The 15,022-nt window shown below is 45.6% G+C and carries 12 protein-coding genes; 3 read left to right on the forward strand and 9 right to left on the reverse strand.

Annotated features, from left to right (window positions below; translation table 11 throughout):
- Positions 1–22 precede the first annotated feature (22 nt).
- The 6 genes from JFC08_RS05630 to JFC08_RS05655 form a co-directional block, all read right to left on the reverse strand.
- Entirely contained in the window at positions 23–748 is a 726-nt protein-coding gene (locus tag JFC08_RS05630) for a DUF3726 domain-containing protein (protein ID WP_198330025.1), read from the reverse strand.
- Positions 732–2,471: a hypothetical protein gene (locus tag JFC08_RS05635; RefSeq protein ID WP_244656501.1), complete on the reverse strand. Its 1,740-nt coding sequence runs from the start codon at positions 2,469–2,471 to the stop codon at positions 732–734. The genes JFC08_RS05630 and JFC08_RS05635 overlap by 17 nt, the downstream gene beginning before the upstream one ends.
- A gap of 126 nt (positions 2,472–2,597) precedes the next feature.
- Complete coding sequence (locus tag JFC08_RS05640; protein ID WP_198330026.1) at positions 2,598–4,283, reverse strand: BCCT family transporter; 1,686 nt, start codon at positions 4,281–4,283, stop codon at positions 2,598–2,600.
- A gap of 206 nt (positions 4,284–4,489) precedes the next feature.
- Complete coding sequence (locus tag JFC08_RS05645) at positions 4,490–5,479, reverse strand: membrane dipeptidase (RefSeq protein ID WP_198330027.1); 990 nt, start codon at positions 5,477–5,479, stop codon at positions 4,490–4,492.
- A 106-nt stretch (positions 5,480–5,585) separates the two neighbouring features.
- Positions 5,586–7,061, reverse strand: a complete 1,476-nt coding sequence (locus JFC08_RS05650; protein WP_198330028.1) for an aldehyde dehydrogenase family protein — start codon at positions 7,059–7,061, stop codon at positions 5,586–5,588.
- A 48-nt stretch (positions 7,062–7,109) separates the two neighbouring features.
- Positions 7,110–7,499, reverse strand: coding sequence for a RidA family protein (locus JFC08_RS05655; RefSeq protein WP_198330029.1), 390 nt, complete (start codon positions 7,497–7,499; stop codon positions 7,110–7,112).
- A 157-nt stretch (positions 7,500–7,656) separates the two neighbouring features.
- Between JFC08_RS05655 and JFC08_RS05660 the strand changes: the two genes are divergently transcribed.
- The 3 genes from JFC08_RS05660 to cls all read left to right on the forward strand — a co-directional run bounded on the left by JFC08_RS05660 (position 7,657) and on the right by cls (position 11,164).
- Positions 7,657–8,562 carry a LysR family transcriptional regulator gene (locus tag JFC08_RS05660; RefSeq protein WP_198330030.1) on the forward strand — a complete coding sequence of 302 codons (906 nt, stop codon included), beginning with the start codon at positions 7,657–7,659 and terminating at the stop codon, positions 8,560–8,562.
- 111 nt (positions 8,563–8,673) lie between these two features.
- Positions 8,674–9,468, forward strand: a complete 795-nt coding sequence (locus JFC08_RS05665) for a YdcF family protein (protein WP_198330031.1) — start codon at positions 8,674–8,676, stop codon at positions 9,466–9,468.
- Between the two features lie 172 nt (positions 9,469–9,640).
- Positions 9,641–11,164, forward strand: a complete 1,524-nt coding sequence (cls, locus tag JFC08_RS05670; protein ID WP_198330032.1) for a cardiolipin synthase — start codon at positions 9,641–9,643, stop codon at positions 11,162–11,164.
- An 86-nt stretch (positions 11,165–11,250) separates the two neighbouring features.
- On the opposite strand, the gene JFC08_RS05675 is transcribed toward cls, so the two are convergent.
- From JFC08_RS05675 to JFC08_RS05685, 3 genes are all read right to left on the reverse strand, one after another.
- On the reverse strand, positions 11,251–12,222 hold the full coding sequence (locus tag JFC08_RS05675; RefSeq protein WP_338101663.1) for a putative RNA methyltransferase: 972 nt from the start codon (positions 12,220–12,222) through the stop codon (positions 11,251–11,253).
- Between the two features lie 201 nt (positions 12,223–12,423).
- A complete protein-coding gene (gene mraY, locus JFC08_RS05680) occupies positions 12,424–13,542 on the reverse strand; it encodes a phospho-N-acetylmuramoyl-pentapeptide-transferase (protein WP_087813657.1) in 1,119 nt (372 codons plus the stop codon).
- Positions 13,543–13,545: 3 nt separating this feature from the next.
- Positions 13,546–15,006, reverse strand: coding sequence for a UDP-N-acetylmuramoyl-tripeptide--D-alanyl-D-alanine ligase (locus tag JFC08_RS05685; RefSeq protein ID WP_198330033.1), 1,461 nt, complete (start codon positions 15,004–15,006; stop codon positions 13,546–13,548).
- Between the last annotated feature and the right edge of the window lie 16 nt (positions 15,007–15,022).

Consider the following 15,022-nt stretch of genomic DNA (forward strand, 5'->3'; position numbering starts at 1 on the left):
TTATTTATTACATTCCTCTCGCTTACGCCCCTCCCGCACCTTTACTTGATGTTTCACTATTTTCTACCAACATCGCCGCAGCCGTTTTTTTGAGTATCGCCCACTGCTCATCGTCGACATAGATGCCTTCTTTCCATGCGCGCTGATGCGTTTCAAATAGCTCATCTGTCGATATTTTATAATTGAAATGCTGTATATCCTGTTCAATATCAAAATTTTGGGTCGCAATTTCAATAATCATATCATTGGTATTGTAATTGGCTTGTGCTTGGTCAAAAAAGTATAAATCAGGATACACAAAACCTTGATTTAACGTAAATAATGTATGCTTGGGCACAGAGCCATTGTCCCATTTAGCCAAGCAAGCAAAGCCTTTGGCAGCCAGCCCCACCAGCTCGCTATAAGCCAACCAGCGGTTATGACAGTTCTGTAAATAAATATGAAAATGCGCCAAATCACCCATTTTTTCCAGAGCATAGTCAATGATAGTCGGCAAGTGACAAGCCAAGCTGCTACCATGCAAATCTAAACGAATAGCGCCGTCTTGTTGATGGACGATATCGATTGGCGTATCGTGCTCAGTTAAGATATACGGACTGGCATTGTTAAAGTGTCTGATACCGTCCAAGCCCGCCATCTGTAATTCAGCGACCATGGTAGCAATCACATCCGCTTCGCCTACTTCACGGTGCATCCCAGTAAAGGCTTTGTGTACTATCGTCATGATTTCATTATGCGATACGATCATGAGTCAAACCTCGCTGCTCTTTCGATAAATCGGGTAATAAAGGAAACAGCCACTCATCACTATGCACTTCTGCAAACAAAGGCGCACCTTGAAACAAGGTGATCCGCACCCAGCGATCTGATCTGGGATCGAACTTGGTGGCACCAAACATCGATAATTTACACCGTAACAGGTGCATGGGTAATGCGGTTTTATGCAAGACATTCATCTGAATATCGCCCAGTGGCTTATGTCCCATCGTCCAAACGCGGCGCGCAATCGAGCGATATTTTGGCTGATTTAAGATGAACTCTGAAATGAGCTGCTTTGGATCGGTGGGTTTCAACGCGAGATACAGCTTATTTGCTTGCCGTGCGATGTCTAATGCAAGCTCACGATCAGCACCCGGTTCTTGCCCACGCACGCCCATCCTTGGCTCTTCTTTATCCACCGAACGATACCAAAACCAATGGCTATTATCGGGCTGGCTAAAATCAATATTAATCGCCCACTGATAATGTAGCTCTAATACATCGATTAAATCTTGGATCACCTTGCCTTTCGGTAGCGACAGCGTTTCATCGGCATTTATTTTTTCTTGAAACGCATCGACATGCTCAGGATAAAGCTCCATCAAGCAAGAGATAACTACTTCTTGGCTCTCAAGGCTTAGATGATGGTGAGCTTGTAAGAACTCCGCCCATGTACTGTATTGATTAATAGTTGCCATCAAATTATTTTGTAGTACGGCTAATTCCGCAACGACCGCTTCATTGAGTTTAATTTGCTGCTCATTGATAGTGACAATTTCACTAAAATGCTGAATAGCGCGTTTGATTAAACTGGCAAAATGCGCCGTTTCATTAGGCTCAATTTGGCAAACCAGTGTCGCTTGCAACGCTTCTTCACGGGTAGTTAGCCATTGATCGACGACACAGGGATGGTTGATTAGATACGGTGCCATGCCCAGACCGGTGGCGTTACCAACTCCCAAGTAACGCTTAATCTCTGGATGCAGAGCAGCGGCGTTGCTACCGCCTTTTTGCTTTGCCAAATAATCGACCCAATCTAAGCTAAACTCACGCAGCAAATACACGGCACACATCTGCGCTCGAAAGGATTGATCAAAATCTGCACTGTGATCTAACGGTTTGAAGTCATAAATACCAAACTTACCATTGCCATAGACGGCAGTAGTGCGCAATATATAACCCACTTGCGCAAGTATATCTAAATCTGGTTGCTGACCAACGGCGAGTGAGCTAACGATATGATCAAAGACCCGTACGCTTTTATTTGCTCGTGCCAGCACCATCACCATATTAGAGTTGCGACCTGCTTCTTGCAGCGGTACATTGGCTTGTAGATTATCCAGTAATTCCTCACTTATCTCACCAAAGACCAGACCAAAGGTTACATCCCATTTTTGGGCAATCACCCTATCGTTGCGCTCATCATCAGCCAGCTCATTACAAAACACCACCAGATGATACAGATGCTCTGGGGTATTGAGGCGATAAATAACCGTGCCATAGCCTTGCTCATCCAAATCCCACAAATGGGTACTGAGCGTCCATTGCTCTCTATCAATCTTACGCAGTAACGTGCGCACAAAGCTAATGCGAGTTTGGTGCATCGCGCCCAACCTTTCTGCATTCATAATCACGTCACGAGTACGAAATTCAGTGGTAAGTTGAGGCGGCTTGACGTTAATGCTTTCATTATTTGCATGAATCATATTCATAATTTCACTACCTTACCTAATATATTGAGCCAGCAGCTTCGTTAATAATGCCAATGATGATATCTATCAGTAAATAAGTATTCAGCCGTTTTTAGGATCGTTGTTTTGACCTTGACCGTTTGGTAGTCAATCAGTTTTTTGAGTAAGCTTTTCCTTAGCGAGCTTTTCTTCGCTAATTTTATGTCTTACCTCTACCTGATTAGGTCGATACAAGTCTTGCTCTCGCGCCATTTGCTGGGCAATTTGTGGTCCATTCCATAACGACGGCAATAGAATAAAGGAGACAGGCACAGCGGTAATCACGATAAAGGACTGTAATGCGGTCACGCCCCCTGAACCAAGCGAGATTAAAACAATCGCTGTTACCCCCATCATGATGCCCCAAAAGGTACGAATCATGGCGTTTGGCTCACGCTCGCCACTGATGACGACGCTGATGGTATAGGTCATCGAATCGCCTGTCGTGACGATAAAAACGGTGGTTAAAATTAGAAATAATATCGAGGTAATTAAAGGAAAGGGTAATTGCTGGGTAATGGCTAATAGTGCACCAGGTAAGTTAAAGCCTTCAAAGGCACTACTGACACTGCCCGGATTGGCAATCTCAAACGCCAGACCTGAACCACCAACGACGGTGAACCAAAAGCAAGTAACGAGTGGCGCAATGATACAAACCGTGGTAATCAATTGACGAATCGTACGACCACGTGAGATACGAGCGATAAAGATGGCCATCATCGGGCCATAACCCAAAAACCAACCCCAAAAGAACACGGTCCAACCGCCAAGCCAGCCTTCATCACCGCGAAAAGTGGCCATCGGAATAAAGTTATCGACCATCGTGCCGACACCTTGAATATAACCATTGACGATAAAATTGGTCGGTCCAAATATCAAAATAAAGACCATCAGCGCAACTGCCAATATGACATTGAAGCGGCTGAGCAATTGCATGCCTCGAGCAAGACCGCTGATCGCTGATAAGGTATAAAGCGCAATCGCGAATATGATAATGATAAGCTGGGTGGCAAAAGTATCAGGAATACCAAACAAAGTATTGAGGGCATAGCTGGTCTGTAGACCCAAAAAGCCAATCGGACCAATCGTACCCGCAGCCACGGCGACGATACAGCACGCATCGATAATCGCGCCCGTTTGACCAGTAAGTACGCGCTCACCAAACATAGGATAAAGAAGTGTGCGAGGTTTCAGCGGCAAGCCTTTGTCATAATGCAAATGCATGACCACAATCGCGGTCAAACTACCGACAATCGACCACGCCAAAAATCCCCAATGCATAAAAGATTGTGATAAGGCGTTAAATGCTCGTTGTTGCAAGTCTGGTGACTCACCGTATAAAGGAGGCGCTGACACAAAATGAGCAATAGGTTCTGCCGCCGCCCAAAAAACCCCGCCTCCAGCCAATAATGTACAAAACAGGATGGCCATCCATTTGAAATTGTCCATTTCAGGCTTTGGTAAGTTGCCCAAAATCACACGACCCGTGCGACCTGCTCCAACCGCTAAAGCGATGACGAAAGTAGCGAGAAGCAAAATTTGCCAAAAAGGACCAAAGATATTGGCCGACCATTTAAAACCAACATCCACAATCGTTGCTAACTGTGCTTCTGCAAAAATCGCCATGAGCACAAAAATCGTAATAAACCCGCCACTATACCAAAAGGCAGGATTTTTTAGCCCCAACGCATCAATATCGGTAGCAGCTGGTACAGTGCTCACCTTATCCGCTGTGCTATTGGCAGCGTTTGAGCATCCTTGCTCAACTTGATTAAGTCCCTTTAAATCGGCCATGATGTGGCTCCATATGCTAACGTTTCGTTATTTAGATCAGACGTATAACAATGAGGATATAGCCAGATATCCTCACTATATTATTGATTTCAAAGGCATTTACTTCAAAGCTATTTATTTCAAATGGGTATGCGCTATAAAACGTCTGTCGTCCTATAGCGATTTTTAGCGATGACTTGCTAGAATTATCCTTTAGGAATGAGCCTTTAGGCTAAAGGCTTTAAACCACTCTCAAGGAAATCAAACCAGTTTTGACCGATGACTTTTCCAGCGTCAATCTCATTAAAGCCATGTTTTAGCAAACCGTTATAGATGTTTTCCATACCGTCCTTCCCAGCGAACCACGGCAAGGTATCTGGCCAACCTGAATTATTGGCATTGCCTTCACCATAGTCCATCGCTTTTGACCAGCGCCCATTACGCATCCACTCAAGCACGGCTTGGGGTTGATTGAGACACAAGTCACTACCAATGGATAAATGCTCGACACCGTATTTATCAGCGCAATTGGCAATCATCGTACAGAAATCATCTAATGTGCAATCACTACCATTTGGCAAATGAAACGGGTATAAGCTAAAACCTAACAACCCGCCCGCTTTGGTTAATGCACTAATAACCGTATCCGATTTATTGCGTAGCGCGTCATGAGCCGTGGTTGGATTGGCATGACTGATACATATCGGGCGCGATGAGATCTCTATCGCCTCAAGCGTTGAACGCTCAGCGCTGTGTGACATATCGATAATCATACCGACACGATTCATCTCAGCAATGGCTTGCTGGCCAAAACGTGTAATACCGCTATCATTCTGCTCATAACAACCCGTCGCTAGTAAGCTCTGATTGTTATAAGTCAGCTGCATAATCAATAGACCCAAGCGGCGCATCACGCTGATTAGGCCAATTTCATCATCGATTGGTGAGCAGTTTTGCGCGCCAAAGAAGATGCCCACTTTGCCCTGCTCTTTTGCCGTTTTGATATCAGCTACTGAGTACACTGGCAAGATAAGATCTGAGTTTTGCTCAAAGCGTGTGTGCCACTCGCTAAAGCGGGTCATGGTCTGACGGGCATCTTCGTGATAGACCAAGGTGGCATGTACCGCATTGATACCACTGGCTTGTAGCATCTTAAAGTAATCACGATCCCAATGGCTATACTGTAATCCGTCAATGACGATATGGTCTTGGTACATATCAATTCCCTTTAATACTTTTATCAGTGGCCGCTATCATTGGCTATTAAGTGATTTTTCACACCGTGTCACTTCGATAGCGGCGAGTATGCTTGTTAAGACATGCCTAGTACGCTTTTTGATAAGCGGTCTTGACGATGGTATAGAACTCTTTGGCATATTGACCTTGCTCACGCGGGCCAAAGCTTGACTGTTTACGGCCACCAAACGGTACATGATAGTCCGTACCTGCAGTCGCTAAATTGACCATGACGCAACCTGCTTGCACTTGTTCTTTGAACATCGCACTGCTACGCAAGCTTTGGGTGATGATGCCCCCCGTCAGACCAAAGCGCGTGTCATTGGTTATGGCAATCGCTTCGTCCAAATCCTTGACACGCATCACACAAGCCAGCGGAGCAAAAACCTCTTCTTGGTTGATATCCCAGCTGTTGTCCGTCTCGGTAAACAAGGTTGGCGACATATAGTAGCCGTCATGTGGCATCTCTAAACGCTCACCACCAAACGCTAAATTGGCACCAGATTGCTTGGCTTTTTCGATCCAGTCCATATTTGATGCCAGTTGCTTATCATCGACGACTGGCCCCATAAAGATACCGTCATCAAGCGCATGACCGACTTTTAAGGTTTTCATTTTGGCAATCACCCCTTCGACAAAGGCATCATGAATACTGTCCATCACGATGAGTCGTGAAGAAGCAGTACATTTCTGTCCAGAACCACCAAATGCACCAGCCACTGCCGCATCGATAGCAACTTGCAAATCGGCATCATCAGCGATAACCAAGGCATTTTTGCTACCCATCTCAAGCTGGCAACGGATAAAGTTCGGGGCCGTTGCAGCAGCAACTTTGCGACCTGTTGGTACAGAGCCCGTAAAGCTAACGGCATCAATATCTGTAGAATTGATGAGCGCATCACCGACTGACGATCCGCCACCCAATAGTAGGTTAAACGTCCCTTCTGGCATACCTTGACGGTGAATGATTTCAGCCAATGCCACTGCGCTGGCTGGCGTCAAATTCGCAGGCTTCCAAATGACTGTGTTACCAAACGCTAGCGCTGGCGCGATCTTCCACACAGCAGTGGCAGTTGGGAAGTTCCAAGGTGAGATAATGGCGACCACACCGACTGCTTCTCGGGTAACTTCAACCTTGACACCGGGGCGTACTGAGGCGGCGTTATCACCGATTTGGCGCAATACTTCAGCGGCATAGTAATGAAAGAACTGACCTGCGCGGTAAATCTCGCCGCGACCTTCCGCAAAAGGCTTACCTTCTTCAAGAGACAACAGCGTACCTAGCTCATCACAGCGAGCAATCATTTCATCGCCAATTGCTTGTAGGATAGACTGCTTTTTTTCTAAAGGAGTTGCTTCCCATTTTGGCTGAGCGTGACGGGCAGCAGCAATAGCCTCTTTGACTTGATCGCTACTCGCTTGTGCGAACTCACCGATAGTGTCGGTGATATCAGATGGGTTAATATTGGCTACGGTATTTACGCCTGACTGCCATTCACCGTTAATGTAAAGTGATTTGGTTGGGTCTTGCTGCAATATCTGTTGGGCTGTGTGAGCTGACATAAGAGCTTCCTTGATAAAGTATTAAAAGATGGAATATTAAAATTAGCTTTAAGGCACAGCGGCATATACAACCAGCTCAACCAGCATTTCTTCACGAGCCAGTCCTGCTATCACGAGCGCTGCCCGATTTGGATAGGGTGCTTCAAAGTATTCAGCATAAACTTGATTGACCGTTTTTAGATAGTCGCGATCGGTCACATAGATCATGACCTGTAGTACCGAATCCATACCAACATTGGCACATTCTAGTGTGTGCTTGAGATTGTCTAACGTTTGACGGGTTTGCGCTTCGATACCACCTGCAACCACATCACCATTTTCATCGATAGGAATCTGCGCGGTGTACAACGTACCATTGCTAGTGATCGCCCATTCTAGAGGGGCTTTAGACGCATAAAGTGAGGTTTTGATGGATTGTTTGGTTGAATGAGTCGTCATGTCGTCATATCCTTTGATCAATGATTGGGCAGCGATTGCTATAGAGTTATCCTACCCAAGTACTAACGATAAATCTAACTAATTAAATTTAGAATATAATAGATTTAATCTATCATAGACGATATCTTATATATTAATAGTGGTGAAGAATAAGCCTATGAAATTACAGCAATTACGTCACTTTTTATGCGTGGTAGAGGAAGGCGGCTTTCGGGCGGCGGCGGATCGAGCCAATCGCTCGCAAGCGGCGTTGTCTGCCTCGATAAAGGAATTGGAAAAAACACTGGGTCAGCGCTTATTTGAAGGAGGAAATAAAGCAACACTCACGCCTTTTGGCGAGACTTGTTTACCCAAAATCGAGCAGTTTATGACGGTTTATCAAGCGCTAGAGGATGATTTAAAAGGAGCAGCCGCTGGCGATAAAGGCAAAATAAGGATTGCAAGCGTGCCATCACTGGTGACAAAACTCTTGCCTAGCGTGTTGGTTGAGTACTCCAAGAGATATCCTGATGTCGAGATTGTACTAATAGATGATAACTCTGTCGGTGTGGCCAATCGTTTATTGGCAGGTGAAATCGATTTAGCATTGGGCAACTGCACTAGTATCGACCAATCAAACATAGATTTCACCTTGCTCATATCTGACCCGATTGGCGTGGTCTGCTTAAAAAGCAACTCGTTAAATCAACCAGTAAAACCGTCAAGAAACCAACAAAAAGCAGGGCTTAAATGGCAACAACTGATGACCCAGCCTTTTATTTATAATGGCACTTGTCGACTGCTCGAAAACACACCCGCCGAGGTGCTCAACCGCAATGCGCGTTACACGGTCGAGAACATTACTTCCTTATTTTCATTATTACGCAATGATCTTGGCATCACCACCCTACCCAAGCTCGCCTTTCCGTCGAATGAGCCAGAATTGGTATGGCTCGACTTACTTGAACCTACCTTAGACAGACAAATTGGTATTTTTAAATTGGCAAATAAAACGATTTCACCGTCAGCACAAGCGTTTCATGAACTGTGCATTCAATATGTCCAGAATCACTATATTTTATAAAGACAGGTTAAAAATAGATTAATAATGGGTTAAAACATACCTCATTACCGCTTACTTTTATAAGCCACTATCAGAAACTCCATTCACTTGAATAAAAAAGCGTCTTTCACTATGACTAAAGGTTTAATTTCGGTTACTCGTGGCCTCTTATCTGTTATCGGCATCATACTTATCATCGATTGCGCTGCATTGATAGTCGTCGGTAAAGTCAACTTCGGCTCGGTTGTACCTTTTTTACTCGGCATGGTTTTTGTCATACATGGAATGTTTTGGCATGCAATACGCAGGTTTTGTAGCCAACATTATGGCTTTAACCGCCTTTGGTATGGGTTATGGGCTGTATTTATACTTTGGTTGTTGAGGTTCGCTCTATTTATTTGGTCATTACAACAGCAGATTGCGCTTAGCCAGCAGCCTGCACCGACAGTGGCAGCGATTATTATATTAGGCTCTGGCACGGTTGCAGGTAAGCCGACACCGACGCTCGCCAAGCGCTTGGACACCGCCGTGCCCCTTATCGAGACGCAACCAGATGCTTTGGTGATAACCAGTGGTGGCGTTGGTTTTCAGCGTACACGTAGCGAAGCCGATATCATGGCCACGTATTTGCATGAGGCACATGGCGTGCCATTCGAACGCATTTTACAAGAAGGTAAAAGTACTAGTACGGAAGAAAACCTCGCTAACAGCCGAGCGTTGTTAGAAGCAAAAGGGCTATCTATCACTGATCCTATCGCCATCGTTACCAGTGATTTCCATAGCATTCGCGCAGCCAGCATTGCGCGACATCAGGGCTATACACAACCGATCACCGTCGCCAGTCCCACGCCTTTATCCATTCGTTACAACGCTTGGTTTCGCGAGTATTTTGCCTTTGTCAGTGGCTGGTTGTTAGGAGAGTATTGATGGAGGTGTATATTTCACCAGTTTGAACAAGCTTACTACTAAATATCATAGCTCCAGCGTTGCCGCATTGCTGTTTTTACCAATCAAAACGGTGGTAATTTTACAGTGCGTTATAATCAGTAAGAACCACTGATAAATACTGCAAATAAAAATAATAATGATGGAGCGCATTATGCTATTGGATATCTTTTTAACTGTTCATTTTATGCTGCTGATACTGATCTCTTTGCGAGTGCTTGCGCGCCATGATCTGACCTCGCCCGCTCGGCTCGCTTGGCTCGTGATATTGTTCATTTTGCCTTATCTGGGAGTTGTAATTTATTGGATGTTTGGTGAGGTGCATCTAGGACGCGATTTTACGCGCAAACGTAAAGAAATCATCGATAAATTAAGCGCACATAGTCCCGAAGTACTTGGTGATGACATCGCTTTGTCGGAGGCTATCAAACCTGAATACCAAGCGGCCTTTGCCTACTCTGCCAATGCAACTGGCTATCATACAACGGTGGGCAATCACGCAGAGCTAATAGCAGATGCGGCTGAGACGCGCAAACGTATGATTGCCGACTTTGATGCAGCGACCGATCATATTCATGTGCTGTATTATATTTGGCTAATCGATGGTATGGGAATCGATACTGCTCAAGCGCTCATACGAGCGGCAAGGCGCGGCGTCATCTGCCGAGCAATGGTTGACGGTATGGGCTCACGAAAAATGGTCGGCTCAAAGATATGGCAGGAAATGATAGAAGCTGGCGTACAAGTCAGTGTTGCCCTACCAATTAGTAATCTTTTAAAGGTACTCATGTTTAGCCGGATTGACTTGCGAAATCACCGCAAGATTACGGTTATTGACGGCAAAATCGGCTACTGTGGCAGTCGCAACTGCGCCGATCCTGAGTTTCGTGTAAAGCCAAAATTTGCGCCGTGGGTAGACATTATGCTGCGGGTCGAAGGACCAGTGGTGGCACAGAATCAGATGTTGTTTGCCAGTGATTGGCTGACTGAAAATCCTGATACGCCGCTTGACAGCTTTCCTTATTTTATTGACCCTCAACTAAAGCAACAAAAATCCCCACAGCCAGAAACTGAGGAGCCTTTACCAATAACATCATCGCCACCTTTACCAGTCGCATTGCCGCCAAATGGCTTTGCTGCACAGGTTTTTTCTGATGGTCCTACCCAACGACGCGGCACCACGCCACAATTTTTAGGTGTCTTAATTGGTCAGGCAAAACGAACCCTGATTATCTCAACGCCTTATTTTGTGCCTGATTATTCGCTCGTCAGCATTTTGTGTGCGACCGCTTATCGCGGTGTACAAGTAACCATGATTTTCCCAAAGAATAACGACTCAATAGTCGTGGCTGCTACCAGCCACAGTTATTACTGGCAGCTGCTTGAAGCGGGGGTCAATATTTACGAATATAAACCCGGTCTATTACACGCAAAAACCTTGACCATCGATGGCGAAATCAGTCTGATTGGCTCGACCAATTTAGACTTGCGTAGCTTTGATTTGAACTATGAAAACAACATTGTGTTTAGCGATAAAACGCTCACAGCGGCCATCGTTGAGCGACAATACCAGTATATCGCTGATTCTGAAGAGGTCACTCGTGAGCAAGTTGAAAACTGGCCGTTATCTTATAAAATCTGGAATAACATTGTCGCCACGATGGGGCCTGTTTTGTAACCCATTATTAGGGCGTGTCCTCAATTCAATTGATCATATCTAAACGGGCTAATAACATGGAGAAATACTAATGACATTAAGCGATTCTATTCAGCTGCTGTCTTCTGCAAAATATAGATGACAAACTTAGCTTGCGTCTTAAAGGATTCTGTTTCAACGGCTGCTAGTAGCGCCTGTCTTTTTTCATTAAGCGCACGATAAGCATAAGGCGTCATGGTCATCAAATCAGCCAAATCAGCGGCTGACAACGTCATCTCGGTATTGACATGCTCCGTACCCATTAGCGTGAAATATGGAGCCAATTCATGCAAAAACTTATCCGAATCATGCTCGCGGACGTTATCAAATAACGCTTCGCGCATCGTCGCTAGATGCCCGATATCTGGCTTGGCAATGATTAAATAACCGTCTGCAGTCAATACCTCATTGAACGCGTCTGGCAAGATAGGACTAAAGATACTGCTAATGCCATTGATGCTATGCGCGCGTAACGGCAAATGGGCAGCGCTGGTAACAAGCGGATAGATGACTGCCGACTTGGCTGTCGCATTAGTAACACTGTCTTTAGCTTGCTGATACCAAAGACGCCCCGTCGCTTTGCTCGTTTTCGCAAGCTCTACCACAGCAGGTTTACTGATATCTGCGGCGATGAGCGTATCCATGCCTGTCTGTGCCATTGCCTGCGTGTAATACCCTTCACCACAGCCAATATCCAACCAATTGATTGTCTTGCTATCCTTTTTAGTTATCGGCTCAATTGCTGAATCAGCGACCGACTCATTTTTCGCCAACAATTCCCTCATTTTCTGGCAAATAAGCGTCTGCAATGGCTGATAATGTCCAGCGTTTAAAAACCGTTTGCGTGCATCAATTGATTGCTGGCTATCGCCCGGTGCTTTGGATTTTTTTTGTTGCACGGGCAATAAATTAACATAACCCTGACGTGCCACATCAAATGGATGAGCCGTGTGTTTTGGGTGCAAGCTGCCATCGCAGCGCCACGTATCTGCGGCAGGCTGTAATGGTGATTGGCAAAGGGGACAAATAAATAAGCTCACAAGTATCTCAACGTCATCGCAATATGGCTGCCATTTTAACAAAATTCAGGCTTACTGCGTGATAAACAATGCAGGAAAGAAAATGCAAAAAACAAACTATCAGCAACCAAACTATTAGCAACAAAAAAAGCCACCTCAACTAAAGTGAGATGGCTTTTGCGTACATGATATTCATATTAATGTTCGAGCGATATTGCTGTGTTAACGCAGCTTTAAGGTCATGAGCCCAAGGATGACGAGAATAATGGCAATAATCCAAAACCTTGCCACCACTTGCGTTTCTTTCCAGCCAATTTCTTCAAAGTGATGATGCAATGGTGCCATCCGAAAGACGCGCTTTTTACGCAGCTTATACGAGCCAACCTGTAGCATGACCGACAGTGCTTCGGCGACAAATAGACCACCCATAATAGCAAAAGCAATTTCTTGGCGGGTCATAACGGCAATCGTACCGAGCATCGCCCCAAGAGCAAGCGCCCCCACATCGCCCATAAATACTTGGGCTGGATGGGCGTTGAACCATAAAAAACCAAGCCCTGCACCAATCATCGAACCACAGACAATGAGAACCTCGGAGTTATAGGCAATATAAGGCACATGCAAGTAATCAGCAAAGCGTACATCACCTGATACATAAGCCATCGCGCCCAAACCTGCCGCGACCAAGACCACGGGCAAAATAGCTAAACCATCCAAACCATCGGTTAAGTTGACGGCGTTAGAAGCACCATTAATCACAAAGTAGGTAAAGATAATAAAGCCAATACCAAACGGCACTGCCGAAAAAGGAATCATCCAATCTTTAAAAATCGGTAGCAGCAAATCCTGCATCTCACGCGTAGTCGCAATATCTGGCTGCAAGGTGGCGATATAATACAAAGACACACCGACGAACAAAGCACCCATAGAGAGCCAAAAGTATTTCTTACGAGCAATTAAGCCTTTGGGATCTTTATACTTAATTTTTAGCCAATCATCTGCCCAGCCGACCGCACCAAAGATAATCATAACAATGAGCAAAATCCAAACGTACGGGTTATTCAAACGCGCCCATAGTAAGGTGGACACGCCAATCGCACTTAAAATCAGCACCCCACCCATGGTCGGCGTACCAGTTTTCGCCAAATGCGATTGCGGACCATCATTGCGAATCGCTTGACCATATTTCAGTGCACGCAGACGTCGAATGACAGGCCCACCAAAAAACATGCTAAATGCGAGGGCGGTAATGACCGCGAGTAACGCTCGCAGCGTCAACGAAGAAACCGCAGAAAACGGCGTGTAATACTGGCCAAGCCAGCCAAACAACCAAACTAACACCGCCTACTCCTCGATTAGCGCATTGATAAGGGTTTCCATTTGCATGGAACGAGAACCTTTAAACAGCACCGTACAAGGCTGCGCCTGCTGTGCTTGCAAATACGGCTTCAAATACGCCAATAAACTGTCTTTATCGGTAAACGCATGGGCATTGATGTCAGAAACCTCTTGTGCACCCGCCACGGTAAAAGGCGCGTATTCACCAACACACAGCAGCACATTGATGCCCGTTGTCGCGATCGTACGACCCAAGCTTTGATGCTCGCTAACCGCCGCCTCTCCCAGTTCTGCGATATCGCCCAGCACCATGACTTGCGTGCCCGTTTGCGCCGCTAGTACTTTTGCTGCCGCTCGCACCGAATGCGGATTGGCATTATAGGTATCATCAATCAAGCGATGCATACCCAGTAATTGACTGTTCAAGCGCCCTTTAGCAGGACGCGCATTTTCAAGTCCGACGACGATATCACTAACATCGATATTTAGTGCATGGGCACAAGCAGCAGCGGCTAAAGCATTATTGACATTGTGCTCGCCCGCTAGTGGCAAGTTGATATCATGGACTTGATTGCCGATATGCAGCTTAAATTCACTGCGCTCAGGCTCGACATCTAAATGGCTGGCACTGACATCAGTATTACCAAAACCAATCACGTGTGACGTATATTTTTCAGCGATACGGCGTAATTGATTGGTAAAATCATCTTTATCAGGAACGATCGCAAATTGGCTGTCATTCAAGGTATGGTAAATCTCAGCCTTGGTTTGGCAAATCCCTTCACGGCTACCAAACTCACCCAAATGCGCCGTACCAATATTTAAAATACACGCGACATCTGGCTTTACAATCTCGGTAGTATAAGCAATTTCTCCAATATGGTTTGCACCAAGCTCTAGGATGGCATAGCGATGATGGTCGGATAATTCGAGCAACATCATCGGCACACCCAAGTCATTATTTAGGTTACCACGGGTAATCAATGTCGGTGCTAGTCTGCCAAAGATACTACCCAGCATCTCTTTACAGGTGGTCTTACCGCTAGAGCCAGTAATAGCAATGACGGTTAAATTTTGATGCTGTTGACGACGATACGCAGCCAATTGTCCTAGCGCCAAACGGGTGTCGCTCACTACTAGCTGCGGAATGCTATTTGCATCAGCCGTAGCAATAGGGCGGGCGACGATAGCCGCAACCGCACCTTGCGCGATGGCAGTATCGATATAATCGTGACCATCAAAATTATCACCCGATAACGCTAAAAATATATCACCAGGTTTTATCGTACGGGTATCGGTGGCGATACGAGTGCTCATTACATCATTTACTGAATTGTTTTCTGAGTCGGATTGCCCTTCACTCAGCTGCCAATGCCCATCGAGTACTGCGGTTGCTGCGAGCAGATTGTCTGCTTGCCAAACATACAGCCCTTGCGACTGAATGCTGTTATCGTTGTCGGCTGTCATAATGATTACCTTATAT

The sequence above is a fragment of the Psychrobacter cibarius genome (genome assembly GCF_016107535.1).
In the GTDB taxonomy this organism is placed as follows: Bacteria; Pseudomonadota; Gammaproteobacteria; order Pseudomonadales; family Moraxellaceae; genus Psychrobacter; species Psychrobacter cibarius.

Coding starts and splice junctions, on each gene's coding strand:
- JFC08_RS05635 (WP_244656501.1), bottom strand. CDS start 2,471: ATGAATATGATTCATGCAAATAATGAAAGCATTAACGTCAAGCCGCCT.
- JFC08_RS05685 (WP_198330033.1), bottom strand. CDS start 15,006: ATGACAGCCGACAACGATAACAGCATTCAGTCGCAAGGGCTGTATGTT.
- JFC08_RS05665 (WP_198330031.1), top strand. CDS start 8,674: ATGACTAAAGGTTTAATTTCGGTTACTCGTGGCCTCTTATCTGTTATC.
- JFC08_RS05650 (WP_198330028.1), bottom strand. CDS start 7,061: ATGTCAGCTCACACAGCCCAACAGATATTGCAGCAAGACCCAACCAAA.
- JFC08_RS05655 (WP_198330029.1), bottom strand. CDS start 7,499: ATGACGACTCATTCAACCAAACAATCCATCAAAACCTCACTTTATGCG.
- cls (WP_198330032.1), top strand. CDS start 9,641: ATGCTATTGGATATCTTTTTAACTGTTCATTTTATGCTGCTGATACTG.
- JFC08_RS05660 (WP_198330030.1), top strand. CDS start 7,657: ATGAAATTACAGCAATTACGTCACTTTTTATGCGTGGTAGAGGAAGGC.
- JFC08_RS05640 (WP_198330026.1), bottom strand. CDS start 4,283: ATGGCCGATTTAAAGGGACTTAATCAAGTTGAGCAAGGATGCTCAAAC.
- JFC08_RS05630 (WP_198330025.1), bottom strand. CDS start 748: ATGATCGTATCGCATAATGAAATCATGACGATAGTACACAAAGCCTTT.
- JFC08_RS05645 (WP_198330027.1), bottom strand. CDS start 5,479: ATGTACCAAGACCATATCGTCATTGACGGATTACAGTATAGCCATTGG.